Source organism: Flavobacterium flavigenum (assembly GCF_027111255.2).
GTDB classification, from domain to species: domain Bacteria; phylum Bacteroidota; class Bacteroidia; order Flavobacteriales; family Flavobacteriaceae; genus Flavobacterium; species Flavobacterium flavigenum.
Window position 1 is genome coordinate 3,402,023 of the sequence record NZ_CP114285.2, and the last position, 23,707, is coordinate 3,425,729.

The window sequence follows — 23,707 nt, forward strand, 5'->3', positions numbered from 1 at the left end:
AAGATTTTTGGATTTTAGATTTTAGATTTTCCGAAAGCGAGAATCTTTTAATCTAAAAACAATTTTAATTGATTTTTGAAATTGTTATTGCAATTGACTAGAACAATTCTCTCGGGTCAGTCAATTTTCCTGTTACCGCTGCTGCTGCTGCCATAATTGGACTTGCCAAAAGCGTTCTGGAACCAGGACCCTGACGACCTTCAAAGTTTCTGTTTGAAGTACTTACTGCATATTTTCCAGCAGGAACTTTATCGTCGTTCATGGCTAAACAAGCAGAACATCCAGGCTGACGTAATACGAAACCAGCTTCTGTCAAAATATCCAAAATTCCTTCTTCTTTAATTTGTGCTTCAACTACGTGAGATCCAGGAACTAACCAAGCGGTAATATTATCCGCTTTTTTTCTTCCTTTTACAATTTCAGCGAAAGCTCTAAAATCTTCAATACGTCCGTTTGTACAGCTTCCTAAGAAAACGTAATCGATTTGTTTTCCAATCATTACGTCATCTTCGTTGAAGCCCATGTAAGCTAACGATTTTTTGTAAGTTTCCTCACCGCCTTCAACTTCTTTAGCGTTCGGAATATGTTTTGTAATACCAATTCCCATTCCAGGGTTAGTACCATACGTAATCATTGGTTCGATGTCTTCAGCTTTGATGTTTAATTCAGCATCAAAAACAGCATCAGCATCCGTTTTAAGTGTTTTCCAGTATTCAACAGCTTTAGTCCAGGCTTCTCCTTTTGGAGCGTATAATCTTCCTTCTAAGAAATCGAAAGTAGTTTGGTCAGGAGCAATCATTCCTCCACGAGCACCCATTTCGATACTTAAGTTACAAACTGTCATGCGGCCTTCCATAGTCATGTTTTCAAAAACATTACCAGCGTATTCAACGAAGTAACCAGTTCCTCCAGAAGTAGTTAATTGAGCAATAATATAAAGCGCAACGTCTTTTGGTCCAACTCCTTTACTAAGTTGCCCGTTTACGTTGATACGCATTTTCTTTGGTTTAGGCTGCATGATACATTGCGTAGAAAGCACCATTTCAACCTCAGAGGTTCCGATACCAAAAGCGATAGCTCCAAAAGCACCGTGAGTAGACGTATGCGAATCTCCACATACAATAGTAGCGCCTGGCAAAGTAATTCCGTTTTCAGGACCAACTACGTGTACAATTCCATTTTTTTGGTGACCTAATCCCCAGTGCGAAATTCCGTATTCGTTTGCATTGTCTTCAAGAGCTTTCAGCTGGTTCGCAGATAAAGGATCCTGAACAGGCAGGTGTTGGTTTATGGTTGGTGTATTGTGGTCAGCAGTTGCAAAAGTACGTTCCGGGTATAAAACGTTAACGCCTCTTGATTTTAATCCTAAAAAAGCAACAGGACTCGTAACTTCATGAATGAAATGACGGTCAATAAAAAACACATCTGGTCCATCTTCAATTTTACGCACAACGTGTGAATCCCATACTTTGTCAAATAATGTCTTACTCATTTTTTATTTTTTTTAATTGTAATTTATATAATCACAGCATTCCTGTTCATATAATAGCAAAACAAAAGTAAAAAAAGATACAAAATCGTCAATTTTAATATTTCATTATATACGATGCCCAAACCAAAAACAAATTAAAAATGTGCTTTTGTGCAATCTGTTTTGACGGAATAATGATACAGGAACTGATTTTGAAATTCCTTTTTAAGCCTAAATTTTACTTAATTGGTTTTAATTTTAATAGTTTGCAAATTTATTTCAAAAACCCTATAAAATGTATTGTTTAATTAAAAAAAATGTAACAAATCGGATTAAAATAGTAATAATTATTAGTTTTGATTTCTTTTCATAAAGCTTGTTTTTTTGATTTTTTGGTGTTTTTTGAGCTGTTTTTTCTTGGTTATTTAGATTCAATAAAACACCTGAATACTACGACATCCAAAAAGCGAAATTTTATCAAATTTTATATATTTTAAGATAAAACCTGATATCTTCATAAGAATCTCTTTTACTTGAAATTTCCATTTTCTGTCTACCAAAAAAAGCGTAAATTTGAATTCCTTCCAGTTTTCATTTTATATTTTATTATGTTTCATGTTGTCAAATGTTTACAATATGAAAGGCTTGGAATTTAGGATTTTAAAATTTGACTTTTCTATAAAAATATATGTACTTAATATTCGATACCGAAACAACCGGATTACCAAAACGCTGGGATGCACCAATTACAGATTCTGATAACTGGCCCCGCTGTATACAAATTGCCTGGCAGCTTCACGACGAAATGGGTCAGCTTATCGAGCATCAGGATTATTTGGTAAAACCAGAAGGATTTAATATTCCGTATGATGCTGAACGTATTCACGGAATCTCGACTGAACTGGCTGAAGCCGATGGAATCACGCTGGCCGAAGTTTTGGAGAAATTCAATATTGCCTTAAGCAAAACCAAATTTATCGTTGGTCAGAATTTAGGATTCGACGTTAATATTATGGGTGCTGAATTTCATAGAATGGGAGTTGAATCTCAAATGAGTTCAATGCCTGTTTTAGATACCTGTACCGAAGTTACGGCTTCATTATTAAAACTTCCCGGAGGGCGTGGAGGGAAATTTAAGCTTCCTACTTTAACTGAATTACACGAATATTTATTCAATGTTCCTTTCGCGGAAGCGCACAACGCAACTGCCGACGTTGAGGCAACAACGCGTTGTTTCCTGGAACTGGTAAGAAGAGAAATTTTTACCAAAGAGGAGTTAGACGTTCCGAAAGAGTATTTCAAAGATTTTCAGGAAAGAAATCCGCAGCCATTTCGGCTTATTGGTTTAAAACACATCAATTTAAAAGCAGCTTCTGATAAAATCAGGGAGCAGCTTAAAGCTTTAGCCGGAGAAGGAAGGGAAGCGGTTGTTTCAGAAGAAGATAAAGCGGATTTCAAAGCAGCAAAATTTGCGCATTTGCATAACCATACTCAATTTTCAGTTCTTCAATCAACTATCGGAATTGGAAATATTGTTTCGGCTACAGCCAAAAATGGAATGCCGGCTGTTGCCATGACCGATACCGGAAACATGATGGGTGCTTTCCATTTTGTGAGTGCTGTTATGAACCACAATAAAGGAGCTTCTGCCAAAAACAAAGCTTTAGTTGAAGCAGGAGAGGAACCAACCGAAACTGAAATTAAGCCCATTGTGGGTTGCGAATTCAATATTTGCGAAAACCATTTAGATAAAAGCAAAAAGGACAATGGTTATCAGGTTGTTTTAATGGCTAAAAACAAAGCTGGTTATCACAATCTGGCTAAAATGGCTTCGATTGCGTATACAGATGGTTTCTACTATGTTCCGAGAATTGATAAAAATATTGTAGAGCAATACAAAGGCGATATCATGGTTTTGTCTGGGAATTTATATGGAGAGATTCCGAGTAAAATTCTGAACATCGGTGAAAATCAGGCAGAGGAAGCTTTAATTTGGTGGAAGGAACAATTTGGCGAAGATTTCTATCTGGAAGTGATGCGACACAATCAGGAAGATGAAAATCGTGTAAACAAAACGCTGATTGAGTTTTCGCAAAAACACAATGTCAAATTAATTGCGACCAACAATACCTATTATTTAAATAAAGAAGATGCCAATGCGCACGATATTTTATTGTGTGTAAAAGACGGTGAAAAACAGGCAACGCCAATTGGTCGTGGTCGTGGTTACCGTTATGGACTTCCAAATCAGGAATACTATTTCAAGTCGCAAGACGAGATGAAAAAACTATTTGCCGATTTGCCGGAAGCGATTATCAACATTCAGGAAATTGTCGATAAAGTAGAAACTTATTCTCTTTACCGCGATGTATTGCTTCCAAAATTTGAAATTCCGGAAGAATTTGTTGATCCGGAAGATGAAAAAGACAATGGTGTTCGAGGTGAAAATGCTTATTTGCGTTATCTTACCATGGAAGGTGCTAAAAGAAGGTACGGCGAAATTACCGAGTCGATTCAGGAACGTCTGGATTTCGAATTATTGACAATTTCGAATTCAGGATACCCGGGTTATTTCCTGATTGTTCAGGATTTCATCGCCGAGGCCAGAAAAATGGACGTTTCGGTAGGACCTGGACGTGGTTCTGCAGCCGGATCTGCCGTTGCATACTGTCTCGGAATTACCAATATTGACCCAATTAAATATGATTTGCTTTTTGAGCGTTTCCTAAATCCTGACCGTGTATCGATGCCCGATATTGATATCGACTTTGATGACGAGGGTCGTGGACGTGTAATGGAATATGTAATCAATAAATACGGTCAAAAACAGGTAGCGCAGATTATCACATATGGTAAAATGGCGACCAAATCAGCCATTCGTGATACCGCTCGTGTACTGGATTTACCCTTATTTGAAGCCGACAGGATTGCTAAACTGATTCCTGCGATGATGCCAGGAAAGTGGAATCTGGCACGATTTATTTCTGAGAGTGAAGATGAGGTTAAAAAAGCTTTAAAATCGTCTGAGGAATTTGACCGGGTGAAGGAATTAATTGCGATTGCTAATGAAGAAGATCTCGCAGGGGAAACCATTCAGCAGGCAAAAATACTCGAAGGTTCGATGCGTAATACGGGAATTCACGCCTGCGGGGTAATCATTACGCCGTCGGATATTACGAATTACGTTCCCGTAACGACTGCAAAAGACTCGGATTTATATGTAACGCAGTTCGACAACTCGGTTGCAGAAAGTGCCGGATTGCTGAAAATGGACTTTTTGGGTCTGAAGACCCTTACGCTGATAAAAGATACCGTAAAACTGGTAAAATACAGAACAGGAATTGATCTTGACCCGGATACTTTTCCGATTGATGATCCTGAAACATATGCACTTTTCCAAAGAGGTGAAACGGTTGGAATCTTCCAATACGAGTCACCTGGAATGCAGAAATACATGAAAGATCTGAAGCCAACGGTTTTTGGGGATTTAATTGCGATGAATGCACTTTATCGTCCTGGACCTTTGGAATATATTCCTTCTTTCGTTCGAAGAAAAAATGGTGATGAAGAAATCAAATACGATTTAGATGCCTGTGCCGAATATTTATCAGAAACCTACGGAATTACGGTTTATCAAGAGCAGGTGATGCTTTTGTCTCAGTCTTTAGCAGGATTTACAAAGGGTGAGGCCGACGTCTTGCGTAAGGCGATGGGTAAAAAACAAAAAGACGTACTGGATAAAATGAAGCCGAAGTTTGTTGAGCAGGCATCAGCAAAAGGTCATGATGCAAAGGTTTTAGAGAAAATCTGGAAAGACTGGGAAGCCTTTGCGAGTTATGCCTTCAACAAATCGCACTCGACTTGTTATGCGTGGATTGCCTACCAAACAGCTTATTTGAAAGCGCATTATCCTGCAGAATATATGGCGGCGGTACTTTCGAATAACATGAACGATATCAAGCAGGTTTCTTTCTTCATGGAAGAATGTAAACGTATGGGATTACAGGTTTTAGGCCCTTGTGTAAACGAATCGTACTATAAATTTACGGTAAATGATGATTATGCGGTACGTTTCGGAATGGGGGCGATTAAAGGCGTAGGTTCCGGAGCTGTTGCAACCATTGTTGAAAGCAGAAAAGACGGTAGGTATAAATCAATTTTTGATCTGGCAAAACGAATTGATTTGCGTGCCGCCAATAAAAAAGCGATTGAGAATTTAGCATTAGCAGGAGGATTTGATTCTTTTGAAGGAACAACAAGGGCACAGTATTTCCACGACGATGGTGACGGAATTACGTTCTACGAAAAAGCAATGCGCTACGGAAATAAGTTTCAGGAAAATGAAAATTCATCGCAGGTAAGTTTGTTCGGAGAAACAAGTGAAGTACAGATTGCAGAACCTGTTGTACCGCCATGTGAAGACTGGAGTACGATGGAAAAACTCGCTAAAGAAAAAGAAGTTGTCGGAATCTATATTTCCGGACATCCGCTTGATGATTTTAAATTTGAAATGAAATACTTCTGTAATGCGAGACTGGAAGCATTGAAAAACATGGAGCAGTATGTAGGGAAAAATCTAACCTTTGCCGGAATTATCAATAATGTACAGCATAGAATTTCTAAAAACGGAAAGGGGTGGGCGATGTTTACTCTCGAAGGCTATGATGAAAGTTATGAGTTCCGGATATTTAACGAAGAGTACCTTAAATTCCGCCATTTCCTGATTCAGAATAATTTTGCCCATATTAAGGTATTGATTAAAGACGGCTGGGTCAATCATGATACTGGAAAAAAATCAGAGCCGAGATTGCAGTTTGTTGAAGTAAGACAGTTACAGGATGTTTTGGAAGCATTTGCTAAAAAATTGATTTTACTGCTCAATATTAAAGACTTGCAAACAGAGTTTATTCATAAATTAAGTAACCTGTTTAATATTTATAAAGGAGATAATTCGGTGACTTTTGAAATCATGGAACTTGAAAAAATCAAGCGTATGGTTGAGGTTGAAACAGCCAATGAGTTTGAAGAAACAGACGATACCGTTTTTACAGATGAAAATGATGATGGGGATGTTGTTCTTGAAGATACTAAAATAAAAGAAGTAACAGAAGTCGAAGAAATAAAAGTAGTAACCAAATTGACAATGCCAAGCAGAAGGCTTAAAGTTAAAATTTCGACAGAATTGCTGCAGGAATTAGAAAAAATGCAGGTTAATTTTAAACTCAACTAAAAATTTAACAGTTAAAATTTAATTAATAATATTCTTTTTTGGTTAAAATTATGCGCGCATAGTAGATTCTTTCGTGAATAATTTGTAAATTGACAGTTATGATAAAACAGTGTGGGAATGCTGTAAAAAAAGATATCTAATTTATTTTATGTTTGTGTGAAATTAATAAAGAAAATTATGAAAAAGCATTTATTTTTAATCGGATTAATGATTTGTTCCCTGGCCACAATGGCACAGTCAGAAAGTGCAGATAAACCGGAAAGCTGGTATTTTAAATTGGGTGGATCTTACTTCATTCAGACAGCCGCTACGGAGTTTCCAACTGTAAATGGTCGATTACCTAACACGGATGTGTATGCCGCAGATGGAACTACATTACTTTCAAGAGAAACTAATCATGGATCATTTGGAGAAGGATTTCGTACAGGTTTAACCGCAGGATATCGTTTTTCACCACGCTTAGGTGTTGAGTTAGGATTTAACTACTTTAATAGCAGGGAGAAAACCATGGTGCAAACAACCAATATATTAGTGCCAAATCCTGCTAATATTCCAATTTATGCTACCGGGGATGCGGTAGGTAAAATTGAAGCATATGATTTAGCTCCTGCAATAGTTTTATTTTTGGGGGAATCTAATGGTTTTGAACCTTATACAAAAGTAGGTGTAATTGTTCCAGTTCATGGAAATTTGACAATTGAAACTACAAGGGCATATACTACTCCGGCAGGAGTAACAAATACTTATACAAAAGATGTAGTTAAACCAAATCCGACAGTTGGATTTATGGCAGCATTAGGTACATCTTATAAGTTGGGAAAACATATTTCAGTTTTTGGAGAAATAGAATACCGTAACTTTACAGTACACGGAAAAACAAAAGAAACAGAGGTTTATACTGAAAATGGAGTAGATAAATTAAATACTACAACAAGCTTTAGAACAGCTTCATATTCTGCTAATCATGTTAATTATGTTGACAAAATTGATGCAAATTCTAATAGTATGTTAACTAATCCAGGTGGTTTTGATAATACAAAAGCAACTGATGATATTAGCTCATATATTGGGATTTCAGGTTTAGGATTAACTTTAGGTCTTAAATATAGCCTATAATTTATTCTGCTTTTATAGTTTATAAAAGAGGATATTCGAAAGAACATCCTCTTTTTTTTATGCTCATTTTTGTCATCTCGAGGAACGAGACTCGAGCGATAGCGAACAGGCGAAGCAAATCACACTAGAAACTTTGTAAAGTATATTATCATTAATCTTTGTTGAATATAGAGTGTGATTTCGTCGTAAGGAGAAATCACAAACTGATTCGTATTAACTTGTAAAACTATCGACACAGATTTTAGGATGAATTGCCTCCTGCTTTAGCCGGAGGTTAATAAAATGGATTTAAAAAAAAGGCTTTAGCCAAACTATGTGTTTGGCTAAAGCCTTCTAAAATTCTTTTAAAAATATACCTCCAGCTAAAGCAGGAGACAATTCAAATCTAAAACATACAATTATTTAGAAGACTCTCTAAATTCCTTCAAAACCTGATCAATAACCCAGGTTGTTCTGGCTGCTGATGTTCCTCTTGAAGGAGAAAATCCTTCTTTACCTAAAAGTTCTTCCATGACAGTTTCAATAAAAGGCTGCTGGATATGTAGCGGATTTTCGATTGTGATGGTTTCTTTTTCTCCATTTGCATATTCAACAAGGATGGGATCTTCTCCGAAAGTTGAAAATGCTATTTTGCCTTTGTCGCCCACAATTTCGGTATTGTCATAACGTTCAAAACTGGCGAAATTCCATAATCCGGAACCGTGGATTCCATTTTCGAACAGAAAAGACATTGAAACAGCGTCTTCGGCAGGGTAGGCTTTTAACTGGGAAGTAGCATGTCCTCGTACAGACTTTATCGGACCTAAAACAAAATCCAGAAAATCCAAGGTATGGCAAGCCAGATCAACAAAGATTCCACCTCCTGAAATGTGTGGTAAAACTGTCCACGGGAGATTGATTTCATCATCATAACGTTCTTCAAAAGGATGGTATAAAATACAATTTACATGGCGTATATTTCCTAACTTTCCTTGATCGATTATTTCTTTGATTTTTAAAAACCGTGGTAAAGCCCTTCTGTAATAGGCCACAAACAACGGAACATTATGTTCTTTACATACGCTGATCATTTCGTTGCATTCTTCAAAAGTAAGCGCCATAGGTTTTTCAACATAAACCGGTTTTCCGGCTTTGGCACACAAAATCGTATATTCTTTATGAGAAGATGGAGGAGTAGCAATATAAACGGCATCAACTTCAGGATCGTTGATTAAATCTTCCGCTTTAGAATACCATTTCGGAACATTGTGGCGTTTGGCGTAATCTTCGGCAAGTGCTGCATCTCTTCGCATAACGGCAACTAAAGCGGAGTTTGGTGCTTTATGAAATGCCGGACCGCTTTTAACTTCGGTTACGTTTCCACAACCTATGATTCCCCATTTTATAATTTTCATGGTTTGTTTTTTTAGTTTCTCAAATTTAAAAAAGGTTTGCCACGAATTGCACGAATTTCCACGAATTTATTTCTCCCGCAGATTCTGCGGATTTTGCAGATTCATAGTGTAAAAAAATCTGCCTATCTGCTAAATCTGCGTGAGAATAATATTGAGCAAAAAAAGTTAACCACGAATTAATTTCACGCAGATCTGAAAAGATTTAAGCAGATACACGCAGATTTTTTAATAATCATATCTGCCTAAATCTGCAGAATCTGCGTGAAACAAAAAATAAAGCCACGATATTCAGAAAATTAATTCGTGAATTGCTTCGCCTATTCGCTATCGCTCGGGTCGTGGCTAAAAAATTTAGATCTAAATCTTACTTAGAAGGCAATGCTTTAAAACCCATATTGTAAAGCGTGAACGCCTGGATATCTACATTTTCCTGAATCGTAGCCGCAACAGATTTTCCTGCTCCGTGGCCTGCTTTTACATCAATACGAATCAAAACCGGATTGTCTCCCGTTTGTTTTTCCTGTAATTCAGAAGCGAATTTGAAACTGTGAGCAGGAACCACACGATCATCATGATCTCCGGTAGTGACCATTGTTGCAGGATAATGTATTCCTTTTTTAACGTTGTGAACAGGAGAATATCCTTTTAAGTATTCGAACATCTCTTTGTTGTCCTGAGAAGTTCCGTAATCATAAGCCCATCCTGCACCTGCTGTAAAGGCATTGTAACGAAGCATATCCATAACGCCAACTGCTGGTAAAGCTACTTTCATCAAATCAGGACGCTGTGTCATAGTGGCCCCAACTAATAAACCTCCGTTTGAACCTCCGCGAATGGCTAGATAATCAGATGAGGTATATTTTTGAGCAATTAGGTATTCCGCAGCAGCGATAAAATCATCAAATACATTTTGCTTTTGAAGTTTGGTTCCGGCATCATGCCATTTTTTCCCATATTCACCGCCGCCTCGTAAATTGGCAACGGCATAAACGCCTCCATTCTCTAGCCAAACTGCATTTGCAATACTGAAAGCCGGGGTTAAGCTAATATTGAATCCTCCATAACCGTAAAGGATTGTTGGGTTTTTACCGTCTAATTTGGTTCCCTTTTTATAGGTAATAATCATCGGGATTTTGGTTCCGTCTTTTGAAGTATAAAAAACTTGTTTAGATTCGTAGTCTTCACTTTTGAAATCTACTTTTGGTTTCTGATAAATTTCAGATTTCCCTGATTTTGGTTCAAAAGAATAAATACTCCCCGGAGTGGTATAATTGGTAAAGGTGTAGTATAAAATCTTTTCCTCTTTTTTACCGCCAAATCCGCCTGCAGATCCCACAGCAGGAAGTTTGATTTCACGCACTAATTTTCCGCTGTAATCGTATTGCTGTACAAATGAAACAGCATCTTTTGTATAATTGGCAAAGAAATACCCTGCGCCGGTTGAAGGAGACAGGATGTCTTTAGTTTCTTTAATAAAATCTTTCCAGTTTTCTGGTTTTGGATTGCTAAAATCAACCGTTACAACACGTTTATTAGGTGCATTAAAGTCGGTTTCGATAAATAATTTGCTTCCTTCGTTTTCTATGATACTATTGTCGCTGTTAAAGTTGTCCACAATCGTAACAATCGAACTCTTTGGTTTGGTAAGATCTTTAATGTACAACTCATTTCCGTAAGTAGAGTTGGCTGCTGTAATCACCAGATAACTATTGTCTTCAGTAACATAACCTCCAACATATCTTCTTTTTTGATCGGCTCCAAAAATTACTCTATCATCTTTTTGGGAAGTTCCCAATTTGTGGAAATATAATTTATGCTGATCTGTTTTGGCAGACAATTCACTTCCTTTTGGCTTGTCATAGCTGGAGTAGTAAAAACCTTCGTTTTTATACCATGAAATGCCGCTGAATTTTACATCGACTAAAGTGTCTTCCAAAACTTTTTTCGAAAGAGCATCAATTATAATTATTTTTCTCCAGTCGCTTCCTCCTTCGGAAATGGAATAAGCGGCTTTTGATCCGTCTTTTGAAAAATTCAGTCCTCCCAGCGAAGTTGTTCCGTCTTTAGAAAAGGTGTTCGGATCTAAAAAAACTTCTTCTTTACCGCTTTTGTCTTTCCTGTAAACAACCGATTGGTTCTGAAGTCCGTTGTTTTTAAAATAGTAGGTAAAATTTCCTTCTTTAAAAGGAGCGCCTATTTTTTCGTAATTCCAAAGTTTTTCCATTCTTGCCTTTAAAGCATCGCGAAACGGAATCTGATTAAGATAGGCATACGTTACTTCATTTTGTGCTTTTACCCAGGAACCAGTTTCTTCTGATTTATCATCTTCAAGCCAGCGGTAAGGATCAGCTACTTTGGTATCAAAATAAACATCAACAGTTTCACCTTTTTTAGTTTCGGGATACTTAATTTTACTTTGACCGGAAGAAATTCCTACTGTAGTTATTGCCATTATTAGAAATGTTTTTTTCATAGCGTTTTTTGTGTTTGTAACAAAAATAGGAAATTTTGTTTAAAAATATCAAACACATAAAAGCACAAAGTTACCGGTATAAATCTATGCTTTTATGTGTTTAAAAATGTTATAAATTGAAATTTATTCCTAAAACAATATTTCGTCCAATGTTTGGAATACCGTCTGTTTTTAAGCGCGAAAGGTGCGCAATATATTTTTTATCGAATAAATTATTTCCGTTCAGGTTTATATCAAAAGCAGTTTTACCCAGTTTTACAGTTCCTCCAAAGCCTAAATTGACCAAAGTGTATCCTTTTGAAGCGGTTTCAAAACCACTCACATTATCCTGATCAAAAGTCGAAGAAACATTTAAGGAAGCAAAACCTTCGCTTAACCAGTTTTTGATGTTGAATTCGGTTCTTAATGTGTTATTCCAATTATTGGCAGGAATTAAAGGCAGGTAATCGTTATTGTCCTTTTTACCGGTTACGGTTTCAAAGCTGGTTTCAAAATGCAGCCAGTCTAATGGATGCGGGTGAAAGTGAAGCCCAACTTCGCCACCATATAATTGTGCATTATCCTGAACGTAGGCAAAAACATCATTATCATCTAAAACATCTCCTGTTGGCGAAGTGTAAATGTAATTGTTTATGTGATTGTAAAATCCGTTTACAAAAAACTCAAAATGTGAATTTTTATATTCCAGATTCAGATCAGTCTGAACATTTTGTTCGGTTTTTAAATTAGCATTTCCAATTTCGTAACGGTTGGTTCCTTCGTGAACACCGTTTGAAGTCAGTTCTGCCAGGTTTGGCGCTCTAAATCCGGTAGCTACATTTAATCGAAGGGTTAACGGTTCTGCTAATTTTGTTTTATATCCCAAAGAAGCATTAAAACTGTCAAAAGATTTGTCAAGCGGTAAAAAATAACCTTCTTCACCTTCTGTTCCGTGTGCAATTGACGTAACATTTCTGTTGTCAAAACGTAATCCGGCTTGTAAAACACTGTTATTCCATTCATAATTCGCCGTTCCAAAAATGCCAAAATCGTTCGTTGTCGCATCCGGAATTAAATATTCTTCTCCAGAATTTTTATTAGTCTGATGCATTCCCTGAACTCCTAAAATGGTTTCAATTTTACCGAATTTTGGAAAATGGTATTTTATATTATAGTTGAAAGTATTCAATTTCATGTGTAAAGATGCTTCATTGCTGTCTTCAAATTCGCTTCTGTCATTGGAGATGTAACCCAGATCAACATCCAGTTTTGAGTTTTCAAAGAAGATCACATTGTTTAAACTAAACAAATGATTGAAAATCCCCTGTCTGGGAAATTGGGTTTCCTTGCTCGAAGATTGCTCTGCGATTCCATCTTCCGGAATTCCGATGTCCAGTTTATTGTAATTATAACGTAAAACGCTTGAAAAAGTGGAATTGCTGTACCCGATTCCGGTTTTAAAGTCAGTTTCATTATAGCGTGAATTGGTCACACGGTCGCCATCAGCAATTTTGTAGTCAGAGTGGGTGTTGAAGCTTCCACGGGCAAGAAATTTCCAGTTGTCTGTTGAGGTTTTTAATCCAATAGAGGAATTGCTTCCCTGTGTATTGGTAAAATATTTTTGACTGAAATTAGCTTTAAAATCACCTGCATCTGCAAATTTTTCAGGATTGAAATATAAAACACCTCCCAAAGCGTCAGAACCGTACAATAAAGAAGCCGGACCTTTGATTACCTCTACGCTTTCGATTCCGGCATCATTTAGCCCTAGTCCATGTTCATCCCCAAACTGCTGGTTTTCGATACGGACACCTTGTGAATAGACTAAAACACGATTGCCGCTCAATCCGCGGATTACGGGTTTCCCTATAGAAGTTCCTGTAGAAATCTGAGAAACTCCCGGAATTGTCGCCAGCCCTTCGATTAAGGTTGAAGTTCCTTTTTGCTGTAATGTTTTAATGCTTTCATGATCAATTTTCATCACGTTTTGCGATTGCAGTTTGTTAAAAGGAGTAGAAACCACGACTTCATCCATTTCTAAAATGGATTCTAAAAGTATAATGTCTAATGTATTTTCTTTTACCAGTTTAACAATGGTTTTATTTTGATTAGCATAACCTACATAAGAAAAAGCAAGTCGTAAATTTCCGTTTGGAAGATTCTTTAATTCATATTTTCCGTTCTCGTCTGTTGTAGTTCCTTTATGCAATTCGGGAGCGTAAACTGAAACACCCGGCAACGGATTATTTTGATTGTCAGTTACAGTTCCTGAAACCGAATTTTGAGCAGAAACGATGCCCGACAACCCTAAAATAAGGGCAATTATAAATTTTTTCATTTGAAATGATTGCTATAGTTAATGGATTTTTTAAACGGAATCAAATAGGGTAAAGTCTGCTGAATTTCCATAGTAATGAAAACCAGAAAACTTAACTGAGTTTTGAATTCAGTTAAAACTGTGTTTTTCGAATAATCGAAATTTAAGATGCTATAGCGAAAGGAGGCCCGCGAAGAGCGTAAAGACTTCCGGAAAAGGAAATAATACTTTCTGAAAATCCAAAGAAATAAGGGATTTCCTGATGATTATTGAAAAACTGAAATATAAAATTTTCAGGAGCAATGTAGCTTCCAAAAGAAAAATTACAGATAAAACAAGAGTCATCGTTATGATGCTGATGCGTGATTTCGCCATTTGCGTCATTATAATTATGATGACATTTTTTTTCAGAAAGCTGTTGCGAGATATGTTCATAACTGTGTATCGACTGAAATAATATTGAGAACAATACCATCAATCCCAAAGAAAAACCGGTTATGAGCTGTCTTCTTTTCATTATGATGCAAAGGTATAAAAGCAAATATAAAAATGTTTGACTTTAACGCTTTTTATTGAAAATAGTGCAACAGAATATTTTAATGTAAGGCAAAAACGGAATAATTAGCATTGTAGCCCTTCATAAACAATCATTATATTATATTTGTGTGTCAAATAAATAATCCCCAAAAACGTTTATTTGAAATTCTATTAATTCAAACACACTATGCGATTATTTTTTAGTTGTTTATTTCTGATATCGTTTTGTAATGTTTTTTCGCAGGAAGAAAAACCTGAAATTAAACCTGTTAAAATCGATTCTTTGTACAGAGAAGATCAGTTTTATTTTTCTGTTGGTTATAATCTTTTTTCTAAGGCTCCACAAGGTCTTAAGCAGAATAAATTTTCTGCCGGGATTTCTGCGGGTTTTTTGAGAGATATGCCAATTAACAAAAACAGGACAGTTGCAGTTGCTACAGGTCTTGGTTTCACTTATAAGAATTATTTTCAGAACCTCACCATTTCTAAAAGCAATGATGGAGCATTAATTTACGGAGTAAACGATTACAATGAATTTGTATCAAATAAATACAGACAGTATTCGGTAGACCTCCCGATAGAATTTAGATGGAGAAATTCGACTTATGAGAGTCATAAGTTCTGGAGGATTTATACAGGACTTAAATTTAGCTACATTTTAGACAGTAAATCTGTGGTTGATGATGGTGAAAACAAATACATAATCCATAATAATCCAGACATCAATAAACTTCAGTATGGGGCGACACTTTCTGCTGGTTATAACACCTGGAATGTTTATTTTTACTATGGGCTAAATCCTTTGTTCAAAGATGTTAAAACTGTTTCCGGAGAAGACGTCAAGGTGAAAACGATGAGCCTTGGTCTTATTTTTTATATTTTATAGCCACAAATACAAAAATAAAACCTGAGGAATAATTCCAACGAAAAAGCCTATTATCAGCTCTCTATACGTATGTGCATTCATTTCCAGGCGTGACGATGCCACAATTCCGGTCAGCAAAATTAAAAAAGCGGGCCAGTACGGATTATGCAGCTGAAGATGCATGTTGAGCCCAATCACAAAAACAGCAAAACCACTTATGGCCATCATGTGTAAACTGACTTTTATCTTAAAAATAGCGTAAATAAGAGCAAAAATAGTACTGAATAATCCGCCCAGAAAGAAAAAATGTAGTTCGGGATAACGGCTTATTACAATACTCCTTTTTACGAGCAATATTAATAAAAAGCAAAGCAGAGTTAACGGAATAATCCGCTGAGATGTATCCGGAATCATTATTGATTTTATATTTCCGGTTGATTTTAGCAATAAAAAAAACAATATCGGAACGACAAAAGTAATAATCAGGATCTGAAATAAAACGAAATATTTTTCCTGAATACTAAAGACATCCCCTTTATAAAAAAGATAAAATAATGCAGCATATATCGGAATAAAAACCGGATGCAATATATAAGAGAATATAGGAAGTAATTTTTTCAAAACACTGTAATTTGAGGTCTTCAACAAATATAAATGAAATATAAATAGCTTTATGTTAACCATTTATTTTTTAAGAAAACTACAACTCTTTTCGGGCTTAATGTTTAAATTTGAAAAAAAGAATTTTTCTAATGAGCGTAAATTTAAAAAGCCTTGTATCGGTCCTGCATGCCGATTGGACTGGCTCAGATGCCGCCGTTTTTGTTGATCATATTTCTATAGACAGCCGTTCACTTCAAAATGGTTCGCAAACCTTGTTTTTCGCATTAACGGGCGTCAATAATGATGGACATTCTTATATTTTAGAATTGATAGAAAAGGGTGTGCAGAATTTTGTAGTCCAATATATTCCTGAAAATAGTGTTGGAAAAGCTAATTTTTTAGTTGTAAAATCTACTCTGGAAGCGCTACAGAAATTTGCTGCTTATCATCGAAATCATTTTGATATACCTGTAATCGGATTAACCGGAAGCAACGGAAAAACAATAGTAAAAGAGTGGCTCAATTTTTTACTCGGCCCAGATTATAATATTATCAGAAGTCCTAAAAGTTATAATTCGCAGGTTGGAGTGCCTCTTTCAGTAATTGCAATTAACGAAAAACATAATCTGGGTATTTTTGAAGCCGGAATTTCGACCGTTAATGAAATGGATAAACTGGAAGAAATCATTAAACCTACCATTGGAGTGCTCACCAATATAGGAACAGCTCACGATGAAGGCTTTGTGAATTTGGTACAAAAAATCGATGAAAAACTGCTTTTGTTCAAAGATTCACCCGTTATTATTTATCAGAAAAATGAAATTGTCGATTCCTGTTTATCCCAATTTGCCGCAGAATACATGTTGCATCCCAGAAAGCTTTTTTCATGGAGTTACACAGATGAATCAGCGGATGTTTTTATTCTGAAAAAAGAAAATAAGGAAGAAACCACAAGCATTCGATACCGATTTAAAAAAGAGGATTACAATCTGCAAATTCCTTTTAGCGATTCGGCCTCTTTAGAAAATGCCATTTCGTGTTTATTGGTTTTGCTTAATTTTCAATATGATGCTGCAACGATTCAAGATCGTATTCAGGGATTGTATCCGGTAGAAATGCGTCTGGAAGTGAAAAACGGAATCCATAACTGCAGTATTATTGATGATAGTTACAGTTCCGATTTTCAGTCTCTAAAAATAGCGTTGGATTTTCTGGAAAGCCAAAAAAAGAATGCGTCTAAAACGGTTATTTTATCAGATATTTTTCAAAGCGGATTTTCAAACGAAGAATTATATTCAAAAGTAGCGCAATTAATCGCTGATAACAAAGTCAATCGGGTTATTGGAATTGGCTCTACGATTTCGTTATTTAAAAATAAGTTTTCAAATTGTATCACCTATCAAAATACTGCAGAGTTTATTGCCGATTTTGAAAATCTGAATTTTGCCAATGAAACGATTTTAATAAAAGGGGCAAGGTCTTTTCAGTTTGAAGAAATCGTGTCTTTGCTGGAAGAAAAAACCCATGAGACAATTCTTGAAATCAATCTGAATTCCATTAGTCATAATTTGAATTTCTTTAAATCGAAATTAGCTCATGATGTCAAAATAATGGTCATGGTTAAAGCATTTGGCTATGGAAACGGAGGGCTGGAAATAGCCAAATTGCTCGAACATCATAAAGTGGATTATTTGGGTGTGGCTTTCGCCGATGAAGGAATTTCGCTGAAAAACGGTGGAATCAAATTACCTATTATGGTTTTAAATCCGGAATCAACCAGTTTTGCATCCATTATTCAATATCAGTTAGAGCCTGAAATTTATAGTTTGAAAGGCTTAAATGCTTTTTTGAAAATTGCCCGTGAAAAGAATTTAAAAGACTTTCCTATTCATATCAAACTCGACACCGGAATGCATCGTCTGGGTTTTGAAGAAAATACAATTGATGAATTGATTGATATGCTAAAAGGAAATTCAACCGTTCGTATTCAGAGTATTTTATCGCACATGGCAACGAGCGATGACATGCAGCATTATGAATTTGCAATGTCACAGATCAGATTATTCGAAAAACTGTCTTCAAAATTAATAAATGAATTAGGTGTAAATTCGATCCGTCATATACTGAATACTTCTGGAATTAGTAATTTTCCGGATGCACAATATGACATGGTGCGTTTAGGAATTGGCCTTTACGGAGTTTCAAACGACTCTTCAGAACAAAAATACCTGGAAAATGTTGGAACTTTAAAATCGATTATTTCACAGGTTCGAACCATTCCAGCAGGAGACAGCGTTGGTTACGGGCGTAGATTTATGGCTCAGAAAGAAACCAAAATTGCTACGATTCCAATTGGTTACGCAGACGGCATTTCGAGATTATGGGGAAATGGAGTAGGCTACATTAGAATTAAGAATCAAAAAGCACCTATTGTGGGAAGCGTCTGCATGGATATGCTGATGGTTGATGTTAGCGAAATTGATTGTAAAGAAGGGGATTCGGTTATCATTTTTGGGGAAAGCCCGGCCGTAACAGAAATTGCAGATGCTTTAAAAACGATTCCTTATGAAATTCTGACCAGCATTTCACAACGCGTAAAAAGGGTGTTTTTTAGATAGAATAAAGGAATTTTGAAGAAAATTACGTATTTTCGATATTCATTTATTTAAAAACTAAACAAATCAGATATGGGATTTTTTTCAGAATTTAAGGCATTTGCAGTGAAAGGCAATGTAGTTGACCTTGCTGTTGCTGTAATTATTGGAGCTGCTTTTGGTAAGATTGTAAGCTCATTTATCGAAGACGTAATTACACCTTTAGTATTAAAACCAGCTCTGGAAGCGGCACATTTAGAAAAAATTCAGGATCTTACTGCTTTTGGTGGTGTAAAGTACGGAATGTTTCTTTCGGCCGTAATTAACTTTATAATTGTTGCTTTTGTTTTGTTCCTGATTATTAAGGGATTAAATAATCTTAAAAAGAAAGAAGAGCCGGCACCGAATCAACCAGCAGCACCAACTCAGGAAGAATTGCTTACGCAGATTAGAGATCTTTTGAAAAATAAACAATAATACAATATACCGCTACACTAAGTCTAACTTAACCGCCTTCTAAAGAGGCGGTCTTTTTATTTTGTTTAATTTGTAACAATTTGTTATTTTTTGTGAATAGAATTGTATTCCTTTTTATTATCCTTACTTTTGCAATCTAAATTAGAACATTCATAATAAAAAATATAAAAATGAGAATAGCGGTTGTAGGCGCCACCGGTATGGTTGGCGAAATAATGTTGAAAGTTTTAGCAGAAAGAAATTTTCCGGTTACAGAATTAATTCCTGTTGCTTCAGAGAAATCTGTAGGGAAGGAAATCGAATATAAAGGACAAAAATACAAAGTGGTTGGTTTGCAGACTGCGGTTGATTTAAAAGCGGATATTGCTGTTTTCTCTGCAGGAGGTGACACTTCATTAGAGTGGGCTCCAAAATTTGCTGCTGCAGGAACAACGGTAATCGACAATTCATCTGCCTGGAGAATGGATCCGACTAAAAAATTAATCGTTCCTGAAATTAATGCAGAATCATTAACTAAAGAAGATAAAATTATTGCCAATCCAAACTGTTCTACGATTCAGATGGTATTGACTTTGGCTCCGTTGCATAGAAAATATAACATCAAAAGAATCATTGTTTCTACTTATCAATCGATCACTGGTACAGGTGTTAAAGCGGTAAGACAATTAGAAAATGAGTACGCAGGAGTTGAAGGAGATATGGCATATAAATATCCAATTCACAGAAATGCAATTCCACAATGTGATAGTTTTGAAGCTAACGGATACACGAAAGAAGAAATGAAATTAGTTCGTGAAACTCAAAAAATCCTTTCAGACAATACGATCAGAGTTACGGCTACTGCAGTTCGTGTACCTGTTGTTGGAGGTCATAGTGAGGCTGTAAATGTTGAGTTTACTAATGATTTTGATGTAAAAGAAGTTCGCGAAATTTTACAAAATACAGATGGAGTAGTGGTACAGGATGATCTGGATGCTTTTTCTTATCCGATGCCTTTATTTGCAGAAGGTAAAAATGAAGTTTTTGTTGGAAGAATCCGTCGTGACGAAAGCCAGCCAAATACATTAAACATGTGGATTGTGGCTGATAACTTAAGAAAAGGTGCTGCAACAAACACAATTCAAATCGCTGAATATTTAATTCAGGCAGGTTTGGTATAAACACTGAGGTTACAAAAATTGTTATAGAAAAAAAACCGTAATTACGAATAGTGATTACGGTTTTTTTGTTGAAAAGGAAATGATTTTTATTTAAGTTTAAAAATCTAATTAAATATGAAGCAGATTAAAAATTTATACGAGTATATTGATTTAATGAAGACAAGAATAATGATGACTGTCGGAGAAAAATCACTTTCTGCATTATACTTTCATGTAAAAGGCTATGAAGTTGGTTGTAAAGAGAATGAAAGATTGGAACCCGAATTTCATTTATTTCATGATTTTGTTGCAAATTATTATTTGCGTTCAGAATCCACAGCTGGCTGGAGAAACATAATATTGGCGGAAAGTTATGGTAATGAAGAACAAGCATTAGAAACTTTTTTTGTTCTATTTGATGATTTTAGACGAAATGTTAAACCAAAAAATTCAAAAAAAATTTTACTTGACCTTCTGGAAAAGATAATTTTAAATGAAAATGATTTTTTAGAAAACTTGGTAATAGAATTTACTGATGAAGATTATAATATATTTAAGTTGCTAATAAATAAAATTGCCTCAGTAAGTTTTTTGTCTGATTACGATGAACTCTTGAACCAAATTAAAGCTTTGACTATTAATTCTAAAAAAATTCAGGATTTGTTAATTTAGAAATTATGATAATAAGAAAGCGAGAACATAATTCTCGCTTTCTTAGGATTTTTAATATTCAGGAGCCAGTTCAAGTTCCAGTCCGTCTAATTCAGTAGTAATTGGGATCTGACATCCTAAGCGGCTATTTGATTTAACATAAAAGGCTTCCGAAAGCATGGCTTCTTCATCATCTCCCATTTCTGGTAAGGTAACATCATTTAAAACATAACACTGGCAGGAAGCACACATGGCCATTCCGCCGCAGGTTCCTTCAACAGGAAGTTCGTATGCTTTGCATAACTCCATTATATTCATTGCCATATCAGTTGGAGCCTGTAATTCGTGTATAACTCCTTCTCGGTCTTTAATCTTTATTAATACATCCATTTTAAACTATTGGAATTTATTTAGTTAGAATTTGATAAACAGAACAAATTCTAAAATATTTATTAATTAGTTGATTTTAATGTAAAAGCGTATTCTTTTCTGCTGTTTTCTTTGAGATGCATCTTAGCACCCAATATATTTCCACCTTTTTCTAATAAAGTTACTATAACAATTACGGAATAATAATCTTTATCCATTTGGAAAATTAAAGTACCTTCATAAGTGGAATTTAAAACTCCTTGCTTATCTGTTGTTGCAGATAGTTTTCTCGGATGTGAGAAATCTGCTGTGCTATAAGCCATTTTATTTGAGAACTTTGCTTTTCCTTCGCAAAAATCATATAAAAAATCGTAATTACCAATTCTAAGACTCCCTTCTTCACTTTGATGATTGATAGAAAATACAATTTTTCCTGAATAAGTATAATCAGACCATTCTTCTGAATCGTTTACCCAAGCTTTATCAACAAGTAATGTTTCTGGACTTTGTTGTGCATAATTTGCAGCTACTGAAAACAATAATATAAAAAGTATGTAATATTTTTTCATGATTTATGATTTAAGGGGTTTGTTACAAATTTAAGTTAAATGTGTATCAATTTCTTAACAGAATCTCTTAAATCTTTTGATTATTTTTTATTAAAATCGTAAAAAAACATGTGTTTTAACATATTTTCATGTAAAATTTCATCAAAAATGTTTCAAAGGTTATTTATTCTTATTAAATTTTAATGTTTCATAAGAAGTTAAATCATTTATTTCATTACATAATATTAACCACTGTTTCTATTTGTGGAGCATATTTTTTGATAGTGGTCTCTACTCCTGCTTTTAAGGTCATCTGATTTACACTGCAGCTAATGCAGGCTCCTTCAAGACGAACTTTTACATGTTTATCGTCTTCAATAGAAATCAGCGTAATGTCACCTCCATCAGAATTCAAAAAAGGTCTGATTTCATCAAGAGCCAATAATACGTTGCTTGTTAATTCTTCTGTTGTCATAATATTAGTGTGTCAATTAGAGAATGTGTCAATTAGAGAATGAAATTACCTAATTACTTAATTATCAAATTATCTCAATTATCTAATTCTTTTTAACTGCTGAACAACCTGCCATGGTTGTGATTTTTATGGCTTCTGTTGCAGGCAGGCTTTCGTTTCTGTTTACTGTTTCCTGAACGACATTTCGCGTAATTTCTTCAAATACAGTTTCAATTGGTGAAGCTGTTTGTAAAGCTGCCGGACGGCCATAATCTCCGGCTTCACGGATAGATTGTACAATTGGAACTTCTCCTAAAAAAGGAACATCTAAATCTTCTGCCAGATTTTTAGCGCCTTCCTTTCCAAAGATATAATACTTATTATCAGGTAATTCTTCAGGTGTAAAGTACGCCATGTTTTCAATAATCCCCAGAACAGGTACATTAATATTGTCCTGCATAAACATTGCAACTCCTTTTTTTGCATCTGCCAAAGCAACAGCTTGCGGAGTACTTACTACTACAGCCCCGGTTATAGGTAATGACTGCATGATCGAAAGATGAATATCACCTGTTCCCGGAGGTAAGTCCAGAAGCATAAAATCCAATTCTCCCCAGTCAGCATCAAAAATCATTTGGTTTAAAGCCTTTGCAGCCATTGGACCTCTCCATATTACAGCCTGGCTTGGTGCAGTAAAAAATCCGATTGAAAGCATTTTGATTTCGTAACTTTCTACAGGCTTCATTTTTGATTTCCCATCAACGGTAACCGAAATTGGTTTTTCATTTTCTACATCAAACATGATTGGCATTGAAGGCCCATAAATATCGGCATCCAGAACGCCAACTTTAAATCCCATTTTTGCCAGCGTTACAGCTAAATTTGCAGTAACAGTAGATTTTCCGACACCTCCTTTTCCGGAAGCAACGGCAATTATATTTTTGATTCCCGGAATGGCACGGCCTTTAATTTCGTTTTTCTCAGGAGTTTCCACCTTCGTATTTACCTTAATTTTTGCTTCTGGCGATACCAGTTCATGAATCGTTTTTTTGATATCGTCTTCTGCTCTTTTTTTAATGTGCATGGCAGGTGTATGAAGTACTAAATCTACTACTACTTCATCACCAAATGTAATAACGTTGGCAACAGCACCGCTTTCAACCATATTTTTTCCTTCTCCGGCTATGGTGATAGTTTCCAAAGCTTTAAGAATTTCTTTTCTATCTAATTTCATTTTTGATATAATGTTTTCTAATGAGCGAAATTAATTTTAAGTAATATTAATTTAACCAAATTCAGTTTGCAAAGATAACGCATTAAGTTCGGATTTTTGCTGTTTTGGATTGTATTTGTTGATATTACAATTATTCAAAATGATACGTTTTATAAAAAAAGAGATTTTGAATTAGAATGATTTTCAGCACAGAAAAAATATACTGAGGTTCAGGATAAAAAAAGAAACCCGCCAAATATTCTGATTCAGCGGGTTT

The 23,707-nt window shown here is 35.5% G+C and carries 17 protein-coding genes; 7 read left to right on the forward strand and 10 right to left on the reverse strand.

Going from position 1 to position 23,707, the window contains the following annotated elements; all coding sequences use genetic code 11:
* Positions 1–97: 97 nt before the first annotated feature.
* Positions 98–1,492 carry a 3-isopropylmalate dehydratase large subunit gene (leuC, locus tag OZP09_RS14045; protein WP_281309547.1) on the reverse strand — a complete coding sequence of 465 codons (1,395 nt, stop codon included), beginning with the start codon at positions 1,490–1,492 and terminating at the stop codon, positions 98–100.
* 667 nt (positions 1,493–2,159) lie between these two features.
* Here leuC and dnaE point away from each other — a divergent pair.
* On the forward strand, positions 2,160–6,701 hold the full coding sequence (gene dnaE, locus OZP09_RS14050; RefSeq protein ID WP_281309548.1) for a DNA polymerase III subunit alpha: 4,542 nt from the start codon (positions 2,160–2,162) through the stop codon (positions 6,699–6,701).
* 177 nt (positions 6,702–6,878) lie between these two features.
* Positions 6,879–7,817: an outer membrane beta-barrel protein gene (locus tag OZP09_RS14055; RefSeq protein ID WP_269234376.1), complete on the forward strand. Its 939-nt coding sequence runs from the start codon at positions 6,879–6,881 to the stop codon at positions 7,815–7,817.
* Between the two features lie 398 nt (positions 7,818–8,215).
* Here OZP09_RS14055 and OZP09_RS14060 read toward each other — a convergent pair whose 3' ends face one another.
* The 4 genes from OZP09_RS14060 to OZP09_RS14075 form a co-directional block, all read right to left on the reverse strand.
* Positions 8,216–9,211 (reverse strand): Gfo/Idh/MocA family protein, encoded by a 996-nt coding sequence (locus tag OZP09_RS14060; RefSeq protein ID WP_281309549.1) that lies wholly within the window; start codon positions 9,209–9,211, stop codon positions 8,216–8,218.
* 364 nt (positions 9,212–9,575) lie between these two features.
* Entirely contained in the window at positions 9,576–11,663 is a 2,088-nt protein-coding gene (locus tag OZP09_RS14065; protein WP_432419435.1) for a prolyl oligopeptidase family serine peptidase, read from the reverse strand.
* A gap of 130 nt (positions 11,664–11,793) precedes the next feature.
* Positions 11,794–14,001, reverse strand: coding sequence for a TonB-dependent receptor (locus tag OZP09_RS14070; protein ID WP_269234378.1), 2,208 nt, complete (start codon positions 13,999–14,001; stop codon positions 11,794–11,796).
* 142 nt (positions 14,002–14,143) lie between these two features.
* Positions 14,144–14,497: a hypothetical protein gene (locus OZP09_RS14075; RefSeq protein WP_281309551.1), complete on the reverse strand. Its 354-nt coding sequence runs from the start codon at positions 14,495–14,497 to the stop codon at positions 14,144–14,146.
* 207 nt (positions 14,498–14,704) lie between these two features.
* Between OZP09_RS14075 and OZP09_RS14080 the strand changes: the two genes are divergently transcribed.
* Positions 14,705–15,403 carry a porin family protein gene (locus OZP09_RS14080; RefSeq protein WP_269234379.1) on the forward strand — a complete coding sequence of 233 codons (699 nt, stop codon included), beginning with the start codon at positions 14,705–14,707 and terminating at the stop codon, positions 15,401–15,403.
* Here OZP09_RS14080 and OZP09_RS14085 read toward each other — a convergent pair.
* Complete coding sequence (locus OZP09_RS14085; protein WP_281309552.1) at positions 15,398–16,003, reverse strand: hypothetical protein; 606 nt, start codon at positions 16,001–16,003, stop codon at positions 15,398–15,400. The genes OZP09_RS14080 and OZP09_RS14085 overlap by 6 nt on opposite strands.
* 131 nt (positions 16,004–16,134) lie before the next feature.
* Between OZP09_RS14085 and OZP09_RS14090 the strand changes: the two genes are divergently transcribed.
* From OZP09_RS14090 to OZP09_RS14105, 4 genes are all read left to right on the forward strand, one after another.
* Entirely contained in the window at positions 16,135–18,603 is a 2,469-nt protein-coding gene (locus tag OZP09_RS14090; RefSeq protein ID WP_269234381.1) for a bifunctional UDP-N-acetylmuramoyl-tripeptide:D-alanyl-D-alanine ligase/alanine racemase, read from the forward strand.
* 69 nt (positions 18,604–18,672) lie between these two features.
* A complete protein-coding gene (gene mscL / locus OZP09_RS14095; protein ID WP_269234382.1) occupies positions 18,673–19,056 on the forward strand; it encodes a large conductance mechanosensitive channel protein MscL in 384 nt (127 codons plus the stop codon).
* Between the two features lie 170 nt (positions 19,057–19,226).
* A complete protein-coding gene (locus OZP09_RS14100; RefSeq protein WP_278011906.1) occupies positions 19,227–20,216 on the forward strand; it encodes an aspartate-semialdehyde dehydrogenase in 990 nt (329 codons plus the stop codon).
* A 114-nt stretch (positions 20,217–20,330) separates the two neighbouring features.
* The gene (locus OZP09_RS14105) at positions 20,331–20,867 is read left to right on the forward strand and encodes a hypothetical protein (RefSeq protein WP_281309553.1); all 537 of its coding nucleotides are present in this window, start codon (positions 20,331–20,333) and stop codon (positions 20,865–20,867) included.
* 51 nt (positions 20,868–20,918) lie between these two features.
* Here OZP09_RS14105 and OZP09_RS14110 read toward each other — a convergent pair whose 3' ends face one another.
* The 4 genes from OZP09_RS14110 to OZP09_RS14125 form a co-directional block, all read right to left on the reverse strand.
* Complete coding sequence (locus OZP09_RS14110) at positions 20,919–21,236, reverse strand: 2Fe-2S iron-sulfur cluster-binding family protein (RefSeq protein WP_269234384.1); 318 nt, start codon at positions 21,234–21,236, stop codon at positions 20,919–20,921.
* Between the two features lie 62 nt (positions 21,237–21,298).
* Complete coding sequence (locus OZP09_RS14115) at positions 21,299–21,784, reverse strand: hypothetical protein (protein WP_269234385.1); 486 nt, start codon at positions 21,782–21,784, stop codon at positions 21,299–21,301.
* Positions 21,785–21,998: 214 nt separating this feature from the next.
* Positions 21,999–22,238: a NifU family protein gene (locus OZP09_RS14120; protein ID WP_017494691.1), complete on the reverse strand. Its 240-nt coding sequence runs from the start codon at positions 22,236–22,238 to the stop codon at positions 21,999–22,001.
* Between the two features lie 82 nt (positions 22,239–22,320).
* The gene (locus OZP09_RS14125) at positions 22,321–23,451 is read right to left on the reverse strand and encodes an Mrp/NBP35 family ATP-binding protein (protein ID WP_281309554.1); all 1,131 of its coding nucleotides are present in this window, start codon (positions 23,449–23,451) and stop codon (positions 22,321–22,323) included.
* Positions 23,452–23,707: the final 256 nt, after the last annotated feature.